Raw genomic sequence first — 17,706 nt, 5'->3', positions numbered from 1 at the left:
GCGCGGTCGATTCATGCCGTGGTCTTGACCGGAAGCCGCGGGCGTACCGCGCCGAGTTCGGCCGAGTCGCGAAGGGCACCCGCCCACCCGCGTGCCCCGTCTTCGTTCGTACCCGCCGTCCGGTCGCCACCGAGCGACGCGACCCGGTCGAACCACCCCCGCAGTGCGTGCAGGAACAGCAGGTCGAGCAGGGCCGTCACACCCACCCCGGCACCGGCGCCGGGCCGCTCGAGCTCGGCCCCGAGCAGCTCGACCACGGCACGCAGCTGCGGGCTCTGGTCGGTGGGGGCGCGAAGGTGTACCAGCTCCGGCAGCTCGTCCAGGAGCGGATGCGCGCGGTTCGGCTCCAGCTCGTACGCCCCGCACAGCACCACGCCCGCCTCCGCGCCCGGCACCGGGCGTGCCGGCTCGGGCGACCCGGCGGTGCACGGTTGCAACGGTGTCGCGGGTGAGTCCGCCAGCGCGTACCCGCGGCCGTGCGCCATCAACAGCACGTCGCCGGCGGACAGGGCGATCGGGGCCCGGTCGTCCGGCACCAGCCAGCAGGAGCCGCGCAGGATCACCTGGACGCCGGCCGCACCCGGCACCGTCGCGAACCGCTGGCCCCACGGCACCCGCCAGGCCAGACGGGCCGACACCGGGCGGCCGGTGCGCATCACCGCGACCGCGTCACTGAGCACGTCCACGCCCACGCCCCCCAAACTCCCGACCGCGACAGTGTCACCAACTGTCACCAACGCGCGCCCGCGGCGCGGTGATTCCGGCCGAAGACGTACGCGTATGAACGCGGGACGCGCGGGCATGGGCCGGACCCGTTGCGCCGCATAGCTTCGAAAGCGTGAAAGCGATGCGCATACACACGTACGGTGACGCCTCGGTGGTCCGCGAAGACGACGCGGCGATCCCTACGCCCAGTGACGGGCAGGTGCTCGTCCGCGTGGCCGGGACGTCGTTCAACCCGTCCGAGATCGGGCTGCGCAACGGATGGCTGCGCGGGATGTTCGAGCTCGACCTGCCGTACACCCTGGGATGGGATCTCGCGGGAACCGTTGTCACGCCGGGCGGGCCGTTCGCGGCCGGCGATCGGGTCGTGGGGCGCGTGGACGGGGGCGCGGCGGCGGAGTTCGTGGCCGTCGACCCCGCGCTGCTCGTGCTCGCGCCGCGTGACGTGCCGCTCGCGCACGCCGCCGCGCTGCCCGTCGCCGGGGTCACCGCGTGGCAGGCCGTGTTCGAGCACGCACGGATCGCGAGCGGGGCCGAGGTGTTCGTCAACGGGGGCGGCGGCGGCATCGGCGGTTACGCGGTGCAACTGGCCCGGTACGCCGGGGGTCGTGTGACCGCCACCGCCAGCGCGCGTAGCGCCGCTACCGTGCGCGCGCTCGGCGCGCACACCGTGCACGACTACACGCGAGGCGCGCCGGGCGGGACGTTCGACGTCGTGATCAACCTGGTGCCGGTCGACGAGCCCGCGGATCTGGTACCGCTGGTCCGCCCGTCCGGCACGATCGTGTCCGTCACCGCGCCGATCGAGCCGCCGCCGGGCCGCTCGATCAGGGCGGTGCGGTTCGTGGTGCGCAACGACCCCGGGGACCTCGCCGCCCTCGTCCGCCTCGTCGACGACGGCACAGTCCGGCTCGACATCGCGGCCGAACGACCGCTGGCCGAGCTGCCGGCCGTGCACCGCGACGCCGAGGCCGGCCGCCTCCGCGGCAAGACGATCCTGGTCCCCTGGAGCACCATCAGGACAGCTCGGGGCGGAGGAGATCAGCCACGTCCAGGGCGCGGCTCGCCGGGGACCATGTCGCGCCCGGGGTCCAGTTCTCGGCGGTCCACACGTCCGACATCACCGCCTTGACGAATCCCCACGCCACGAGCCGGTCGAGGGGATGCCCGAGCTCGTCGGCCAGTTGCTCGAGCCGCCCCGGAACCAGCGCGGTCAGGGCCGGATCCCGGTCGTCGGGGTCGGGATTGAAGAGCCAGGAGCCGGCATCGTACGACGGGTCGCCGCTCAGGCCGTGCGGGTCGATCGCCAGCCACGGCGAACGCGTGGCGCGCAGGACGTTGTCATGGTGCAGGTCGCCGTGCAGTAGGACGCGGGACGGAGCCGAGGCGCACAGTTCCCGCATCAGGCCCGCCGCCGTCGACACGTGCGAGCGGGGCAGCGGGCCGCCGTCGGGGAACCGGGCCAGGTACTCGTCGAAGGCCCCGACCTGGGTCAGCGCGTCGGGCAGCACGACTGCGGCGGGGACGTGCAGCAGCCGCATCACGGCGACCGCGGCCGATGTGGCCTCGGCGTCCGGCAGGTCGCGGACCCGGTGGCCGGGCAGGGCGCGCTCCAGCAGCAGCGCGCCGCGGTCCAGGTCGGCGCGCAGGAGCCGCACCGCGCCGCGGCCGTCGAAGGCCGCCAGGGCGGGGGCCTCCTCGGCGAGCGAGCCGCCGCCCGGCACGCCGAGCTTGAGGACGGCGGGCCCGCCGCCGGCGAGGGTGACGGCGGTGACGTAGTGGTACGAGAGATCGAAGGGGTCGCCGACGGTGAGGGACCAGTCGGCGGCGATCGCCGCGAGGGTGGCCGGCAGCGTGTCGAGCCAGCGCTCGCCGGCCTCCGCCCAGACGGTGGTGACGTTGCGGCGCAGGGCGGGAGTGATCATGCGTACGGCAGGGCGACGAGCGCCAGCACGTGCCGGGCGGGGCTGCCGGGCGGGGCGAGCAGGGTCAGCGCCGTGCCGTGCGCGCGGTGCCGGGCGGCGACCGCGTGCAGGGCGGCGACGCCGGCGCTGGCCAGGTGGGTGACGCCGGCGAGGTCGACGGTGAGCGCGACGGTGCCGCCGCGGGAGCGGTAGAGCAGCTCGTGCTGCAGCCGGTCGGCGCCGCCGGCGTCGACGGGGCCGGCGACGAGGACGGCCGTGCCGCCGGCCGTGTCCACGACGGACAGTCCGGCGGCCGGTTGCGGCGTCGGGACGGGGGCCGCGCCGTTGAGCAGCGCGGCGGGGCGGGTGACGCGAAGGCGCAGGGTGGCCACGGTACCGCCGGCGGAACGCTCCAGCGTGAGCTCGTCGACGAGCTGGGTGGACAGGGCCAGGCCGCGGCCGCGCTCGGAGACCCGCTCCGGCTCCCGCCAGAGGCCTCGCCCGGCGACGACGACCTCGACCGCGCCGGCGTCGGTGAGCCGCGCCCGCACCTCGACCGACTCGCCGCCGGGGGCGTGCTCCACCGCGTTGGTGACGATCTCGCCGATCGCGTGCTGCAGCGCGAACGCGTCCTCGCCGGTGACGCCGAGCGCCTCAAGCCAGGCGGCGAGCGTCTTGCGCAGCACGCCGAGGCGGGTCAGGTCGGCCGGTACCTCGGTGTGCAGCGGCTCCGGCGCGGCGACCAACTGCGCGGCGAGGAGCGTGATGTCGTCGCGGTGGCCGGTCGCCCGCACGAGCAGCTCGACGGTCTGGGTGCAGGCCCGCTCGGCCGCGGAGGCCTCGGGGGCGTGCAGCGCGCGGCCGGCGACGGCGTCGGAGGCGACGCGGGCGAGCTCCTCGGCCGCCGCGGCGGCGCCGCGACCGGGGCGCTCGATGATGCCGTCGCTGTAGAGCAGCAGCAGGTCGCCGGGGTCGAGCCGGGCGGTGGCGACGGGGAAGTCGCCGCCGGTGCCCAGCGGGGCGGCGCCCGAGGCGGGCAGGAAACGGGCGGCGCCGGCGGCGGAGACGACCAGCGGCACCGGGTGGCCCGCCGTGCAGTACTCCAGAGCACCGGAGGCGGGGTCGAGCACGGCGACGCAGACGGTGGCGGCGCGGGCGGCCGGCACCCGCCGGGCGAGGCGGTCGGCGGCGGCCAGGGCGGCGCCGGGCGGGTCGCCGTCGTCGAGGCGGTCCTGCAGCACGGCGCGGAGTTGACCCATGACGCCCGAGGCGGTGACGCCGTGGCCCACCACGTCGCCGACGACGAGCGCGACGGCGCCGCCGGGCCGCGGTACCGCATCGAACCAGTCGCCACCCGCGGCCGCGCAGGCACCGGCGAGCAGGTAGCTGGCGGCGACCCGGACGCCCGGCAGCAGCGGCAGGCCGCGCGGCAGCAGCGCCTGCTGCAGCGCGTCGACGACGTCGCGGGCTTGCCGGTACTGCCGCTGCAGTTCAGCGGCGTGCCGCTCGGCGGACAACCGGGCCTGGACGATCTCGGTGACGTCGGTGCCGCCGCCGATGACGCCGCGGATCCGGCCGTCCGGGTGACGCCAGGGCGTGATGCCGAAGTCGGCGAAGAGCTCCCGGACCGAGCCGTCGGGCAGCGTGAGGTGGGCGCGCCACTGCTGGCCGGCGACGGGCTCGCCGGTGCGGTACACCTGCTCGTACAGGTCGATCCACTGCTGCCCGGCCAGGTCGGCCAACGCCTCACGCAGCGGCAGCCCGAGCAGGTCCCGGCCCGGGAACAGCGCCCGCGACGCCTCGTTGAGGCCGATGATGCGCAGGTCAGGGCCCTCGCAGGCGATCAGGATGCAGGGCGCCTGCTCGATGGCTGAGCGGAGCGGGTCGGCGTCCATGGGGCTCATCCTGTCAGGCGTGCGTCAGTCGAGGTGCGCGGCCCGGTCGGGGCGCCATCATGGGCATATGTTCGGACGCTTCCGGCACCAGCCCGCCGATCCCGGCGGGCCACCCGACCTGTTCGCGATGCCGCCGGTGCCCGTGGGGCACCCGCAGGGGCTGGCCGCCGTGCCGCTGGACCTGCTTGGCGCGTACCTGCGCCACCCGGTCGCGGAGATCAGGCCCCTCGACCTGCTCGGCCCGGAGGCGACCGGCTTCATCGGCAACGCCATCCGCAAGCGGCTGCGCGACGGCGGCGTCGGCGCACCCGGCCTGGAGCCCGGCGAGATCGTGGCCGGGCAGAACGCGGCCCGGATCGCCCGGATGCGGGCCCAGGGCATGCCGGAGGAGCAGATCCGGCAGATCCAGGCGATGATCGCGGCGAAGACGGCCGAGCACCAGGCCTCGGGCTGGACCGTCCGCTTCGCCAACGAGACCTACGCGTCGGTGCATCCGCAGGCGCACGGCGGCGAGGGGACCGCGTTCGAGGCGATGCGGGAGCGGTACCGCTGGGAGCACACCCGCGCCGGCGCGCAGGAGCGGCACGAGAACCTGTTCGCGTTCGCGATCGTGCAGGTGCGCGACGCGCCCTACGAGTCGTACCACGACGGCGGCGCGCTGACCGCCGGCGGCCGCGCCCACGACGTCGCGGTCCGCTCGGCGGGCCTGCACTCCAACCACTTCACCGAGATCCTCGCCGGCCTGGCGGCCGTGACGCTGCGGGTGCTGGGCAGCTGACTCGGGCCGCTGACGCATGCCGGCGATTCAGGCCGGCTCGCCGGGCACGCTGAAGGCGCGCAGGAACTCGTCCGGCCCGCGCTGCCAGGCCTGCAGCGTCCGGTCGGCGAACGTGCGCATCGTCTCGCAGACCTCCTCGAGCGGCTCCAGCAGCGGCAGCGCCTCGGGCCGCTCCAGCCCGGCGGCGACCCGGGCGGACAGCCCGCGCCGCGCCAGCCGCAGCAGCTCCCGGGCCAGGTCCTGGGCCAGGTACGGCCCCACGGAGGCGCTGAGCCCCTTGACGGCCACGTCGACCGCGGCCCGGTCGAGCTCCTCGGCGGTCAGGTCGCGCAGCAGCGCGCCGGCGGCCGACCGGGCGCGCGGGTCGTAGGCCAGGCCGGTCCACAGCGCGGCGCCGGCGCCGAACCACGGCCACGGCGGCGCGTCGGACAGGCGCGTCTCCAGGGTGCGCCGGACCCGCACGTGCGGCCAGACCTGGCTCAGGTGCAGCTCCCAGTCGGCCTCGGTCGGGTAGGTGCCATCGCCGAAGCCGTCCCGCATCGCCTGCCGGAACGGGATGCCGGGCGCGGCCACGTGCGAGCCGTCCACCAGCCGGTAGATCATCGGCAGGCGAAGGGCCCACTCGACGAGCTCGTCGACGCCGGCGCCGGCCTCGAGCGCCACGCCGAGCACGCCGCAGCGGCGCGGGTCGAAGCGGCGCCAGTACTGCATCCGCCGCGACAGCGCGCCCGTGTCGGTGCCGCCCGCCACCGGCGAGTCGACGAACAGGGCGGCGACGATCGGCGCGGCCCGCACCAGCAGCCGCAGCTTGTCCATGAGGTCCTCGTGCGAGACGTAGTCCAGCGACGTCTGCGCCGACAGGATCAGGCCCATGACCTCGTCGGCGTGGCCGCCGTCGGGGCCGAGCTCGCGGAAGTACTCGCGCATCACGCGCACCCGCGGCTTCGGGTTCCACGCGATGCCGTCGGCCGCCGCGAACGGCACGATCCCGCCGGTGATCAGCGCGAGGCCGTGCCCGACGCCGATGCCGGCCGCCGCGACCAGGTTGTCGCGCACGTCGGCGACCGCCTCGGCGACGGTGGGGAACGCCGCGGAGGAGTACTCCAGCGCTCCCCCGGTCTCCAGCGTGAACGTGCCGCCGCCGGGCATCGCGGCGCCGATGGTGTAGGCGCCGTCGAGCAGGGGGCTCGCGCCGCGGCCGCGGACCAGCCCGTCCAGCAGCGCCAGCGCCTGCGGATACGACGCGTTGCGCCGGTCCTCGCGGCAGACCAGGCCGACCTCGACCTCGATCCCGACGGCCTCCGAGCGCCCGGGCGGCGCGTCGAAGACGCGGCGCAGATCCGCGCGCCGCAGCGTTGCAGTCTCACCCACCAGGGCCTCCCCCGACAGTGGCGGCCCGCCCCGCCCATCGCCGGAAGACGCCCATGGTAGCCGAGGGATCGCCGGAGCGTAATCGTCGCCGGTGCCGGGTTTCTGTCAGGGATTGGCATCGACTGTGACCGCGTGCGCCGGACCGCCGGTCGCAACCCGCATGCACGAGCGCGATGGGCCCGAGGCCAATATCCTGGTTCGATGTCCGTCAACCAGCCTCCGGACCGGCGACAGTCGCGGCTGCGCCGGTTCTGGGACCGCCACGCGACCGACTACGACCGGCGAATGGGCCTCATCGAGCAGCGGTACTTCCGCGACACCCGCCCGTGGCTGGTCTCGCAGGCCACCGGGGACACGCTCGAGGTCGCCCTGGGCACCGGCCTCAACCTGCCGCACTACCCGCCCGGCGTGCGGCTCACCGGCGTGGAGTGGAGCCCGGCCATGCTGGACCTGGCCCGCCGCCGGGCCGCCGGGCTGGGCCTCGACGCCGACCTGCGCCTCGGCGACGCGCAGGCCCTGGACCTGCCCGACGCGTCGTTCGACACGGTGCTGTGCACGTTCGGGCTGTGCGCGATCCCCGACGGGCGGGCGGCGTTCGCCGAGATGGCCAGGGTCGTGCGCCCCGGCGGCCTGCTGCTGCTCGCCGACCATGTGACCTCGACGGTACTGCCGGTGCGCGCCCTGCAGGCGCTGGCCGACGCGGTCACGGTCCCGCTGCAGGGCGAGCACTTCCGGCGCCGGCCGTACCTGTGGGCGCTGGAGCTTGGGTTCTCGCCGCTGCGCCACGAGCGCTTCAGCCTCGGCATCGTCGAGCGGTTCGCGCCCAGGGCCCCATCTCAGGGGCGGGCCAGGGCCGTCCCCTGATGCGGCTGGGGTCCGGTTCTGCGGATGCTTGAGAGGAACCACTTCCCTCGACCGAAGGAGAAGACCATGGACACCGTGCACAGCTCGATGCGCCGGCAGGGTCTGGTCCGGCCGGTGCACGGGCGGGTCCTGGGCGGCGTGTGCGCCGGGCTGGGGCAGCGCTTCGGCCTCGACCCGTGGGTGGCGCGGCTGCTGTTCGTGCTCGTGCTGCTGCTCATCCCCGGCAGCCAGATCCTGGTGTACCCGATCCTGTGGGTCCTCATGCCGTCCGAGGTTTGATGAACCTTGCGCGAGTGGAAGATCAACAGTTCAACCCGGCCGGCCCCTACGAGATCGGCTCCGATGTCTGGCCCGGCCTGGCGAAGCTGGCCGAGGAGGCCGGCGAGCTGATCCAGGTCCTGGGCAAGATCGTCGGCGTCTCCGGCCGAGACCTTTACTACGATCGCTCCGACCTGCGCCAACCTCTCATCGAGGAGTGCGGCGACCTCACCGCCGCGATAGCGTTCTTCACCGAGACCAACGGACTGGGCTCCGCCGTCGATGCCCGGGCCCGGCAGAAGCTCGCCTTGTTCCGCCACTGGCACGACCAGGGCTGATCCATTTTTGTCGTACCCCTACGGCATGATACGCCCATGTTGTTCCCCCTCCTGCTGCGCTCCTGGGGTCCCGACACGTGCGACCCGTCCGACCTCGCCGACTGGCACCCCGGCAACCCGTCCCGGGGCCAGTGCGGCCCCACCGCGCTGGTCGTGCGGGAAATCATGGGCGGCGACCTGCTCCGCGGCCGGGTCACCGCCGGCGGGGAGCCCGCGGGCCACCACTATTGGAACCGTCTGCCCGACGGCACCGAGCTCGACCTGACCCGCGACCAGTTCCGCCCCGGCGAGCTGGTCGTGGGCGGCGAGCCGGTCCCGCCCCCCGACGGCCCGCCGGCCCGCTGCCGCGGCCAGCACGCCCTGCTGCGCCACCGCGTCCTGACCGGCCTGGGCCGCCTTCCGTCGCCCGACCCGGCCGTGCCCCCGGCACGCCTGGCCCTGGCCCTGCTGGTCGACCCGGCCGGCGCGGTCCTGCTGCGCCGCCGCTCCCCCACGGCCCGGTTCGAGCCCGGCCAGTGGGCCCTGCCCGCCGCCCGGGTCCCTCCCGGCGCCGGAGTGGAGGAGACCGCACGCCGCGCCCTGGCGGAGGAGGCCGCGGTGGAGTTCACGGGTCGCCTGCACCCACACTGGCACGGCACGATCTCCGACGTGACGGGCGCGGCGCCGCACGTCGAGATCTCGATCCTGGCGGGCCGCTACGACCTGGACGACTCGGGCATCCTGGCCGACGACCTCGCCGGCACCGACCTGTCCCCGACCGCCGCCGTGGCGCTGCGGGCCCTGATCCGCAGCAGCCGTGCGAGCCCGGTCCGCGCCGAGACGGCCGCCCGCCGCACCACCCCGGCCTGACCCGACCACGACCGCGCCCGACCACGGCCTGACCCGACCACGGCCTGACCCGGCCTCGCCCGACCACGGCCTGACCCGACCACGGCCTGACCCGACCACGGCCTGACCCGGCCTCGCCCGACCACGGCCTCGCCCGACCACGGCTGCGCCCTGGCCCGGACGCAGCCTGGTTCGATCGCGTCCGGGACCGGGCCCCACCACGGCTGCGACTTCACCCGATCGCGGCCACGACGCGCCTCGACGCGCCCGCGACCTGCCTCCCCCCATGACTGTGACCCCCCACGGCTGCGACCCGCTCGACCACGACCGCGGACCCGGCTCGACCACGCCCGAGACCCGCCTCCCCCACGACTGCGACCCCACGGCTGCGACCCGCTCGACCACAGCGGCGACCTGGTTCGACCGCGCCGGCGACACGGCTCGATCGCGACGCGACCGGGGCTGCGCGGAAGGCCGGCTCGAGCGTCAAGCCGACCGGGCCTGGCCCGTGAAACCACCCCGCGGGCGATTCGCGCGAACGGAGATAGCGGTTGCCGTCGGGTCGGCCCGAAGGCGTCACCGACCGCCGGTTGTCCGATATAATATGAATTGTTCGCACGGTATGTGTCCAGAAGCGGCGCGACGGGCTCGAAGACGCGACACTCGAAGCGTGCCCGACTCGCGCCCGGAACAGCCCACGCGGCGGTTCGTCGTGCAGCTGCACCGGGCCAGGCGCGTGCACTACGACTTCCGGCTCGAGCTGGACGGCGTGCTCGTCAGCTGGGCGGTGCCGAAGGGGCCCTCGCTCGACCCGAAGGTGCGCCGGGCGGCCTTCCACGTCGAGGACCACCCGATGGAGTACGTCGACTTCGAGGGGGTCATCCCGGCCGGGACCTACGGCGGCGGCGACGTGATCGTGTGGGACGCGGGGACCTGGGTGCCGTATAAGGGCCCCGACCCGGCGGCCGAGATCGCCGCCGGGGAGTTGCACTTCGAGCTGCACGGACAGAAGCTGCGCGGCCGGTTCGTCATCGTGCGCACCCGAGCCGACGAATGGCTGCTCCTGCACAAGCGCGACGAGCACGCCGTGGCCGGGTGGGACGCGGCCGCGCTGCCGTTGTCGGTCCTCAGTGGACGGTCCAGCGACGAGGTGAGGGCCGACCCGGAGCTGATGTGGCGCTCGGACCTGCCGGCGGCCCGGGCGGCGGTGCGGCTCAAGGCGAGCGGACCGGCGGACGACGAGCTCGCCCGGCTGGAGGCGCTCGGGGAGTCGGGGACGTGGCACGTCTTCGGGCGGGACCTGCGCGTCACGAACCTGAACAAGGTGCTGTTCGCGGGGCGCGACGGTGCCGCCGCGGTGACGAAGCGGGAGATCCTGCGGTACACCGCGCAGATCGCGCCGACCGTGCTGCCCTATCTCGCCGGGCGCGCGCTCAACCTCCACCGCTTCCCGGGCGGCCCGGGCTCGAAGGGGTTCTGGCAGAAGGCGCTGCCGGGGCACGCGCCCGAGTGGCTGCCGCGCTGGCGGGAGCCGGGATCGGGCACCGAGTACCTGGTCGCCTCCGAGGCCGCGGCGCTGGTCTGGGCGGTGAACTTCGGCGGCCTGGAGTGGCACCCGTGGACGTCGCCGACGGACCGGCCCGACCGGCCGACGTACGCGCTCGTCGACCTCGACCCGGGGCCGGATACGCGCTGGGAGGACCTGCTCGTGCTCGCACGGCTGCACCGGACCGCGTTCGAGCACCTCGGGGTCGTCGCCCGGGCGAAGGTCACGGGGCGGCGCGGGATCCAGATCTGGGTACCGGTCGAGGCCGGGCCGGGGTTCGCCGAGACGCGTGCGTGGGTCGAGGCGCTGTCGCGGTCCGTCGGCTCGGTCGTGCCCGACCTGGTGAGCTGGGCGTGGGAGCGGGCCGGGCGCGGCGGCCTCGCGCGGCTGGACTTCACGCAGAACGCGGTGAACCGGACGCTCGTCGCGCCGTACAGCCCGCGGGCGGCGCCGGGCGCGCCCGTGTCGGCGCCGATCGGCTGGGACGAGCTCGACGATCCGGGCCTGCGGCCGGACGGGTTCACGATCCGGACCATCGGCGCCCGGCTCGCCGCGCGCGGCGACCTGTTCGCCGAGGTACTGCACCATCCGCAGCGGCTGCCGCCGTTGCGCTGACGCCTCCGTCGGGGTCTCGGCCCCTCAGGGTGCGGGCGCGGCCGAACACCGCATCGATCGGGTGGCTTCGCCGGAAATCGCGACGGGGCCCGAACGGGCTGGCGAAACTGGTGGTACCGGAAGCGAAGCATGCGATCGCACAAGCTCACCGGCAGCCAGGTGACCGCCCCCGATAGCCACGGGGAACGGGCACACCACGGCGATATGGCGCCGGCCGCATCCACGGTCGGCGTCATACCCGAGGTCCGCGAACCGCCGCGGCCGCGGCGCGACGGCGATCAGCGCTGGGGAAGCCGATCCGCGCGCTGCGAGCGGCGGGCCGCGGCGCGGCAGGCGTCGATGATGTCCGGGCGCAGCAGGTGGCCGAAGCCGGCCCGGTCCAATCGCAGCACGAGCCCCTGCCGGTCGGTGCCGAGCGCCGCCGCCGCCGCGTCGAGGTCCCATTCGTGCTCGGCCAGCCGCGACAGCAGGTGCCCGCGCCTGGTCTGGGCCGCCGACAGCCGGAACGTCTTGAGATACGCCACGTTGCCCGCCTCGTCGGTGATGGTCTCGCCGATGTGGTTGTCGGCGGCGGGGTCGAACGGCGGCAGGAACCGGGCGAGGGTGAAGCGGCCCGTGCGGTACACCGGGCGGGTTCGCATCGAACGCACGGTGAACATGACGTCGTTGTGGAACGATGCCCACTCGGCCCGCACCCTGGCGAGCTCGCCGCGCAGGTCCTCGATCGAGTGCACGCGTGACGCGTCGAGGGGCTGATGGAATTCGGGCACGGCCGGGTAGAGCTGCGTGTAGTGGTACAGCAGCTCGCCGTAGTAGTCGCGCAGCAGCGTCGGGTGCAGGGCGCGGTAGTCGTCGGGGTGCGGCACGACGAACACGCCCGCGAGGGCGTCGGCCAGGTACAGCACGAGGCCGCACTGGCCCGGATGGATCTCGAAGACCCGCAGCGCGTCGTCGAGGCCGCGCACGTCGGCGCCGCGGTAGGCCTCCTCGACGCGCGGCGACAGCCCGCGCGTGACCGCCTCGCGGGTCCACTCCTGCCAGGCGATCGGCGGGCCGTCGAACTGCAGGCCGAGGAAGCCCTCCAGGGCCAGGTGCAGCGGCAGGAACCGCAGCCGGTGGCGGTCCTCGCGGCGGGCCATGCGGCGGCGGAAGCGCAGCCCGGCGACGCGGGGCAGGCAGCGCTCCCCGGGCTCGCGCGGGTCGATCAGCTGGGTGCCGTACGCCGCCGCGGGCGAGCCGTCGGCCGTCCACGTCGCGACGAACGCGTGCGGCACGTAGGCGACGTACGCCTCGCGCGGCGTGAGCTCCACAATCGACAGATCGTGCTCGTCGTGCAGGCGCGCGTGCAGCCGCAGGTCCGCGATCGGCTCGTCGCGCAGCAGCGGCACGAGCCGGGCCGCGCCCCACGTCTGCGCGGGACCGGTGCGCAGGCCAGGCAGGCCGGGCAGCTCCCGGATCACCGCAGGAACCCTTCCACTCGTTCGTCCAGGTGGGCGCGCAGCTCGGCGAAGGTGGCCGTGCCGGTGGCGAACCGGGCCAGCTCGACCAGCGCCGCCGCGTCCTCGGCGTCGCGCACGCCGACGCTCGCCACGTGCGGCGAGAGCCGGCGCACGTCGAAGGCGGCGCCGTCGTACACCGGGTTGAGGTGCACGATCGACGTCCGGCCGTCCGGGTCGAGCCGCTGCCGCCACACCCGCAGCACCTCGGCGGCCTGGCCGGGCGGGGCGTTGTCCCACCCGTCGGAGACCACGACGAGCCGCTGCGGGCGCAGCGCGAGCGCGTCGAGCAGGCGCTCCCCCAGCGGCGTCGCGCCGAGCGGGTGCACCAGCAGCGGATCGCCCGAGTGGTTGAGCCAGGTCGGGCGGTACCGCCCGGCGAGCGCCTCCAGCAGATAGTGCGTGGCGAGCGCGACGGCGAGCGGCCGGCGGCGCTTCACGGCCGAGCCCGACGACGAGTAGCTGTCGTCGAGCACCGCGACGACGTCGCCCCACGTGCCGGCGCCGCGCCCCGCGGCCCGGCGGGCGGCGGCGCGCAGCGCGGCGGTGAGCTCCTCGCGGCGGCGGGCCCGCTCGGGCCGGGGCAGCGACAACGCGTACAGCGCCAGCCGGGTCAGCGGCTGGCGGTCCAGGGCCGCCTCGACGTGGCCGTGCCCGGCGCGCTGCAGCCGCAGCCGCTCCAGCTCGGTCAGCCGCGGTGCGATGGCGCGCAGGAACTCGGCGCGGTCGATGTCGCGCCGGCGGGTGGACGCGAGGCCCTCCGCGACGGTGTACGGCAGGTCGAACAGCGCGTCCTTCTCGTAGTGCGCGCGCCGCCAGGACTCCAAGATCGGCGTGTCGTAGCGCTTCGGCCGCCGCCAGTCGAACAGCATCGTGCCGACCTCGCCGGGCAGCCGCAGGTGCGCGTGCCCGGCCGCGACGGCAAGGCCGCGGCGATACTTGACGGCGTCGAACGCGACGTCGGGCCGGGCCGCGACCCAGTCCCGCACGATCGCGCGGGTGCGCCGGTTGTTGATGCCCTCGGCCCGCAGGGCGCGCAGCACGCGGTACACCCGCTGCGGCGGGAGCGCGGAGAGCCTCGCGGCGATGAGGCGCCCCTCCAGCTTCCGCTGCGGCAGCGGCACCGCCTGCGCCGTGCGCAGCAGGTTGAGCACCATGGTCGCCGCGTTGTGGTCGTTGATGTCCAGCGCGAGCGTCGCGGCGTAGATCTCGCGGTAGTTGGTCAGCGCATACTCGTGCAGGAAGGCCAGCGACAGTCGCTGCTCGGTCGCGTCGGCGTGGAACTCGCGCTGCCCGGTGGCGGTGACGGCGGCGTTGACGAACATGACGACGTCCTCGCACGCCGTCAGCTCGGCCAGCTCGGGCAGCACCGGCAGCACCATGGCCTCCCCTTGGCGGATTCTGGGCGCCGGTCGGGGAATCAGACGCGCGAGCTGCGAAGCGTCGCTTCAGAGGCGGGTTCCGGAAGTCGCGCGGACAGTCCCGCGACCGGCCGGGCCAGCATACCGCCGCCTGGCCGGCCGCCGCGCTCCGATTTCGGCGGTGGTCGCGGCGACCGCCACGGCCGCGGCAAGGGGCGATGAGGCCTACCGGCGGGCGCGCCACCCGCGGATGCCGAGGACGGCGACGGCGGTGCCGATGGCGAGCGACACGGCGATGAGCACCGCGTGGATCCAGAAGAAGCCGGTGGGCGCGCCGGAGGCGCTCCAGGCCCGGTCGTCGCGCCAGATGGCGAGCAGGAACCTGGGCCAGATGACCCAGCTCCACACGCCCACCGCAACGAGAAAGACCGACCAGCGCCGTGACAACACCACGGATGAAGTATGCCGGACCGTTTTGCGCAGCAGAATGATCATCCTGGGATGAGGCCGCATTCGGTCCGTACCAACGGATTCGGCTGCATAGCCTGACGGTGCCCGCTGAAAAGCGGGCGAACGGGGTCCGGCCGAGTGACCCGTTCCCCCAACGGCGGCCCGCCGCACCTCCGCGCGGCGGGCCGCCACCCCCAGGCCCGCACCCATGGCAAGGGAACAATGAGCGGTACCCTGCGAAGGGTGGGACTGCCGAGCGCCGCGGACATCAGGGACGCGACGTGCGTCGCCTGCCCGGCTCAGGCACTGGCGCTCGGCGCCTTCGACGTCGCCGAGCGGCCCGGCAACGAGCACCCGTACGACTCCGGCCGCGGCTACCGTGTCAGCGCCGCCACCGGCACCCCGACGTGCGTGCATCCGTATCGGGTCGGCGTGCCGCCGGCGGCGTACGCGTCGGCCGGTGCGCCGCTGCCGACCGGCGAGGCGCCGCCGCCCGCGCCCCGCGACGCCGACCTCGAGCTGCCGGACGACCCGACGCTGCTGGAGGCCTGGCTCGTCGCCGTCGTGCGCGAGTCGCCGCACGCGCGGCTCGGCGCGACGCTGCGCCAGGCGGAGGCGGCCGCCCTGCGACGGTTCGCCCCCGACCAGGTCGTCGACGCGCTGCGCCGGGTCCTGTCCAACGAGCTGCGCTGACGCCGCGGCCCAGCCGGTCGGGGCGAGTCAGCTCCCGGCGGTCAGGGTGGCGAGCCGCTCGGCCCAGCCGTCGGTGTGCACGACCCGGCCCGCGAAGCGTTCGCGCAGGATGCGCAGGGCGGGCAGGCGCTGGGCGGCCTTGCGGTACCGCGACCCGGCCGAGGACGTGTCGGAGGAAATGCCCTCGACGCGGAAGCCCAGCAGGTCCAGCGCGCGGTTGAGCTGTGCGGCCTGGTCGGTGTCGCGGCAGGTGAACACGTAGGTGTCGTGGCCGGGGGCGTTGAGCACCTCGTACACCAGGTGCCCACCCGGGGTCAGGCACAGCAGGAACGCCAGCACCGCGGGGGTCTCGGCGTCGGTGAGCGCGTCGTGGTCGGTGGAGGCCGGCGTCACGCGCTCGTGGGGGAAGACCGCGCGCGGCAGGTGCGGGCCGGCCGCCTGCGTGCTCTGCAGGCCGCCCGTCGTGCCCAGCATGCCGTAGGCGAGGGCCGGGCCGTAGGCGGCGAACGGGCCGTCGAAGCCGTGGCCCAGCGTCGGCCCGGCGGACATCATGCCGGCGGCGAACATGCCCGGCAGGCCGGCGGCGAAGGAGCCCGCGCGGCCGTCGTGGTCGAGCACCGGCGGGCGGGCGGAGTCGCGCCACGGGCTCGCGCCGGAGCCCTCCCGCTGTACCGAAGCGGTCTGTTTGAAGCCCAGCCACGTCGTGCCGAGCGTGAGGAGGTGACGCGCGCCGGCGGCGGTGCCCGGCCGGCAGGCGGCGTCCAGCAGGGCCGGGAAGACGGTCGGCTCGACCGCCTCCAGGTCGGTGCGGGCGGCGGCGAGGCCGTCGCGCAGCAGCGCCGCGACCGACCGCAGCGCGACCGGGCCGAGGCCCGGCAGGAGCGCGGCCAGGAAGTGGGCGGTGCGGCCCGACGCGGCGCCGACCCGGGTCCGCAGCAGTTCCGAGAATTCTCCGGTACGCCGGGCCAGGCGCCCGATCGCGACCGGCGGGCGACCGGCGATGTCGAGGCCGAGGGTGTACCCGGAGGCGTCGGTCGTCACGCCCCGGACGAACGCGTACGGGATCTTGTCGGCGAGCCCGCCGGTCGGCACGATGACCAGGGCGTCGTCGTAGAGTCGCAGCTCCGCCGGGGAGCCGTCCGCCGCGCCCGGGAACGCCTCGGGGGTGCCGACGCCGTCGAGCAGCAGCACCCGCTCGGTGTCGGCGACGCGCGCCTCGGCCAGCTCGGCGAGCAGCTGGGTGCGCATGACGCCGAGCCGGCTGAGCTCCAGCCGGGCACCGTCGCTGAGGGCGAGCCCCACCGTGTACGGCTGCGGCTCATCGATCTCGACGATGTCCGCGGGGGCGACGCGCAGGACCGCGCCCGACGCGGGCGTCACGACCAGCGCGCCGCCGGCCATCTCGGCGGTGCCGTCGCCCTCGTCGAGCAGGGCACCGCCGTCGGCGATGAGGCGGAACCGCACGTCAGGCCGTCGACGTGCCGCACTCGGCGCAGAACATCGCACCGGGCGTGGACGGTGTGCCGCAGTTGCCGCAGAACCGCTTCTGCTGCGCCGGGGCGGCCGCGAGCGGGGTGCCGCAGTGCTGGCAGAACTTGCCGCCGCCGGTCTCGCCCATGCACGAGGGGCACCGGCCCACACCCTGGTCGCGGTAGTTGACGTTCCGTGTCCAGTCGACCTCCTGGATCTTTTCGTGCAGCTGGTTGACCTGGGCGGCCGCCTGCATGCCGGCGATCTCCTGGTCGAGCCGCGGCGCGCAGCTGGTACACAGGCCGCGCTCGTGGTTCCAGCACACCTGCTGGCAGACCCACTGCCCGCAGCGATGGCACTGGGTGAAATGCGACTGCATCTCGGCGGCGGCCTTGGCGAGGGCCTTGTCGCGGGTCGAGTCACGCACGCCGTCGCGCATCCACTGGGCGTCCCAGCCGATCTGGGAGGCCTTCGCGCCGACCTCGCCGCCGAGCAGGTCGCCGCCCATGCGCAGCAGACGCCCGCCGAAGCCGGTGACCGAGTGCTGGAAGCTGGAGGAGTACCCGTTTCCGCACCGCATGCAGTTGAACTCGAACTGGTACCCCTCGCGTGTGGAGTGGTCCGAGTAGTTGTTGGTGAACGGCACCATGCCAGCCATGGGCAGCAGACTCCTCTTCGCAGCAACCGGCGTTCCAGCCTTTGTACCTGTTGCCCATCGGTTTCATGATCGGCAAGTCGGCCATTTGACATCGCCTGATCGGCGCCCGACCTGGGTCACCGCCTCCCGCCGCCCGATACCCTGATAAATCGAGTGACGTCGACACCCAGCCGCTCTAGCGTGGGCACGGTGCCCCTGACGCCGCTCGGTGCCCTCGTCGATGTCCGCCCGCTGCGCGAGCACCCGCCCTTCCGGCGGCTGTGGCTCGGCTCGACCGCGTCCGGGATCGGCGGCCAGTTCGGCGCGTTCGCGGTCACCTACTACGTCTGGGACCGCACCCGCAGCCCGGCCATGGTCGGGCTCGTCGGGCTGGCCGTCGCCGCCCCGATCGTCGTGGTCGCCCTGGCCGGCAGCGCGTTCATCGACCAGGCCGACCGGCGCCGCCTCGCCCTGCTCAC

18 protein-coding genes are annotated in these 17,706 nt (G+C 74.8%); 9 read left to right on the top strand and 9 right to left on the bottom strand.

The window, feature by feature from the left end; genetic code table 11:
* Window positions 1-11: 11 nt before the first annotated feature.
* A complete protein-coding gene (locus ABT297_RS40325) occupies window positions 12-686 on the bottom strand; it encodes a cupin domain-containing protein (protein ID WP_350558501.1) in 675 nt (224 codons plus the stop codon).
* Window positions 687-847: 161 nt separating this feature from the next.
* Here ABT297_RS40325 and ABT297_RS40320 point away from each other — a divergent pair, with 161 nt between their 5' ends.
* The gene (locus tag ABT297_RS40320) at window positions 848-1,855 is read left to right on the top strand and encodes an NADP-dependent oxidoreductase (RefSeq protein ID WP_350558498.1); all 1,008 of its coding nucleotides are present in this window, start codon (window positions 848-850) and stop codon (window positions 1,853-1,855) included.
* Here ABT297_RS40320 and ABT297_RS40315 read toward each other — a convergent pair.
* Together ABT297_RS40315 and ABT297_RS40310 are read right to left on the bottom strand one after the other, a co-directional pair.
* Window positions 1,740-2,648 (bottom strand): aminoglycoside phosphotransferase family protein, encoded by a 909-nt coding sequence (locus tag ABT297_RS40315; protein ID WP_350558495.1) that lies wholly within the window; start codon window positions 2,646-2,648, stop codon window positions 1,740-1,742. The two genes, ABT297_RS40320 and ABT297_RS40315, sit on opposite strands and share 116 nt — an antisense overlap.
* Window positions 2,645-4,522, bottom strand: a complete 1,878-nt coding sequence (locus tag ABT297_RS40310; protein WP_350558492.1) for a SpoIIE family protein phosphatase — start codon at window positions 4,520-4,522, stop codon at window positions 2,645-2,647. Before ABT297_RS40310 ends, ABT297_RS40315 begins: the two co-directional genes overlap by 4 nt.
* Window positions 4,523-4,589: 67 nt before the next feature.
* On the opposite strand from ABT297_RS40310, the gene ABT297_RS40305 reads away from it, so the two are divergent.
* A complete protein-coding gene (locus ABT297_RS40305; protein ID WP_350558489.1) occupies window positions 4,590-5,300 on the top strand; it encodes a hypothetical protein in 711 nt (236 codons plus the stop codon).
* A gap of 27 nt (window positions 5,301-5,327) precedes the next feature.
* On the opposite strand, the gene ABT297_RS40300 is transcribed toward ABT297_RS40305, so the two are convergent.
* Entirely contained in the window at window positions 5,328-6,671 is a 1,344-nt protein-coding gene (locus tag ABT297_RS40300; protein ID WP_350558486.1) for a glutamate-cysteine ligase family protein, read from the bottom strand.
* Between the two features lie 201 nt (window positions 6,672-6,872).
* Here ABT297_RS40300 and ABT297_RS40295 point away from each other — a divergent pair, with 201 nt between their 5' ends.
* From ABT297_RS40295 to ABT297_RS40275, 5 genes are all read left to right on the top strand, one after another.
* Window positions 6,873-7,535: a class I SAM-dependent methyltransferase gene (locus ABT297_RS40295; RefSeq protein ID WP_350558483.1), complete on the top strand. Its 663-nt coding sequence runs from the start codon at window positions 6,873-6,875 to the stop codon at window positions 7,533-7,535.
* 66 nt (window positions 7,536-7,601) lie between these two features.
* Window positions 7,602-7,814, top strand: coding sequence for a PspC domain-containing protein (locus ABT297_RS40290; RefSeq protein ID WP_350558480.1), 213 nt, complete (start codon window positions 7,602-7,604; stop codon window positions 7,812-7,814).
* 14 nt (window positions 7,815-7,828) lie between these two features.
* On the top strand, window positions 7,829-8,131 hold the full coding sequence (locus tag ABT297_RS40285) for a nucleoside triphosphate pyrophosphohydrolase family protein (RefSeq protein WP_350558477.1): 303 nt from the start codon (window positions 7,829-7,831) through the stop codon (window positions 8,129-8,131).
* Window positions 8,132-8,167: 36 nt separating this feature from the next.
* The gene (locus ABT297_RS40280; RefSeq protein WP_350558474.1) at window positions 8,168-8,980 is read left to right on the top strand and encodes a YunG family protein; all 813 of its coding nucleotides are present in this window, start codon (window positions 8,168-8,170) and stop codon (window positions 8,978-8,980) included.
* A gap of 649 nt (window positions 8,981-9,629) precedes the next feature.
* Complete coding sequence (locus ABT297_RS40275) at window positions 9,630-11,120, top strand: non-homologous end-joining DNA ligase LigD (RefSeq protein ID WP_350558471.1); 1,491 nt, start codon at window positions 9,630-9,632, stop codon at window positions 11,118-11,120.
* Window positions 11,121-11,398: 278 nt separating this feature from the next.
* On the opposite strand, the gene ABT297_RS40270 is transcribed toward ABT297_RS40275, so the two are convergent.
* The 3 genes from ABT297_RS40270 to ABT297_RS40260 form a co-directional block, all read right to left on the bottom strand.
* Window positions 11,399-12,580 carry an ARPP-2 domain-containing protein gene (locus ABT297_RS40270; RefSeq protein WP_350558468.1) on the bottom strand — a complete coding sequence of 394 codons (1,182 nt, stop codon included), beginning with the start codon at window positions 12,578-12,580 and terminating at the stop codon, window positions 11,399-11,401.
* Window positions 12,577-13,998, bottom strand: coding sequence for a hypothetical protein (locus ABT297_RS40265; protein WP_350558465.1), 1,422 nt, complete (start codon window positions 13,996-13,998; stop codon window positions 12,577-12,579). The genes ABT297_RS40270 and ABT297_RS40265 overlap by 4 nt, the downstream gene beginning before the upstream one ends.
* Before the next feature lie 204 nt (window positions 13,999-14,202).
* On the bottom strand, window positions 14,203-14,430 hold the full coding sequence (locus tag ABT297_RS40260; protein ID WP_350558462.1) for an SCO4848 family membrane protein: 228 nt from the start codon (window positions 14,428-14,430) through the stop codon (window positions 14,203-14,205).
* Between the two features lie 240 nt (window positions 14,431-14,670).
* Between ABT297_RS40260 and ABT297_RS40255 the strand changes: the two genes are divergently transcribed.
* Window positions 14,671-15,120 (top strand): hypothetical protein, encoded by a 450-nt coding sequence (locus tag ABT297_RS40255; RefSeq protein ID WP_350558459.1) that lies wholly within the window; start codon window positions 14,671-14,673, stop codon window positions 15,118-15,120.
* 27 nt (window positions 15,121-15,147) lie between these two features.
* On the opposite strand, the gene ABT297_RS40250 is transcribed toward ABT297_RS40255, so the two are convergent.
* Together ABT297_RS40250 and ABT297_RS40245 are read right to left on the bottom strand one after the other, a co-directional pair.
* Window positions 15,148-16,584, bottom strand: coding sequence for a hypothetical protein (locus ABT297_RS40250; RefSeq protein ID WP_350558456.1), 1,437 nt, complete (start codon window positions 16,582-16,584; stop codon window positions 15,148-15,150).
* A 1-nt stretch (window position 16,585) separates the two neighbouring features.
* On the bottom strand, window positions 16,586-17,248 hold the full coding sequence (locus tag ABT297_RS40245; protein ID WP_350558453.1) for a zinc ribbon domain-containing protein: 663 nt from the start codon (window positions 17,246-17,248) through the stop codon (window positions 16,586-16,588).
* Between the two features lie 189 nt (window positions 17,249-17,437).
* Between ABT297_RS40245 and ABT297_RS40240 the strand changes: the two genes are divergently transcribed.
* Window positions 17,438-17,706 (top strand): MFS transporter (locus ABT297_RS40240; RefSeq protein WP_350558450.1); only part of this gene is annotated, 269 nt, incomplete at its 3' end.

This window comes from Dactylosporangium sp. NPDC000555 (genome assembly GCF_040300025.1).
Classification (GTDB): Bacteria; Actinomycetota; Actinomycetes; order Mycobacteriales; family Micromonosporaceae; genus Dactylosporangium.
The sequence above is the reverse complement of the archived record's forward strand: the minus strand, read 5'-3'. Positions and strand labels throughout refer to the sequence as shown.

Bases quoted from the DNA above. Each gene is read 5' to 3' on its own strand.
- ABT297_RS40320 (WP_350558498.1), top strand. From the start codon at position 848: ATGCGCATACACACGTACGGTGACGCCTCGGTGGTCCGCGAAGACGAC.
- ABT297_RS40315 (WP_350558495.1), bottom strand. From the start codon at position 2,648: ATGATCACTCCCGCCCTGCGCCGCAACGTCACCACCGTCTGGGCGGAG.
- ABT297_RS40310 (WP_350558492.1), bottom strand. From the start codon at position 4,522: ATGGACGCCGACCCGCTCCGCTCAGCCATCGAGCAGGCGCCCTGCATC.
- ABT297_RS40305 (WP_350558489.1), top strand. From the start codon at position 4,590: ATGTTCGGACGCTTCCGGCACCAGCCCGCCGATCCCGGCGGGCCACCC.
- ABT297_RS40295 (WP_350558483.1), top strand. From the start codon at position 6,873: ATGTCCGTCAACCAGCCTCCGGACCGGCGACAGTCGCGGCTGCGCCGG.
- ABT297_RS40290 (WP_350558480.1), top strand. From the start codon at position 7,602: ATGGACACCGTGCACAGCTCGATGCGCCGGCAGGGTCTGGTCCGGCCG.
- ABT297_RS40280 (WP_350558474.1), top strand. From the start codon at position 8,168: ATGTTGTTCCCCCTCCTGCTGCGCTCCTGGGGTCCCGACACGTGCGAC.
- ABT297_RS40265 (WP_350558465.1), bottom strand. From the start codon at position 13,998: ATGGTGCTGCCGGTGCTGCCCGAGCTGGCCGAGCTGACGGCGTGCGAG.
- ABT297_RS40245 (WP_350558453.1), bottom strand. From the start codon at position 17,248: ATGGCTGGCATGGTGCCGTTCACCAACAACTACTCGGACCACTCCACA.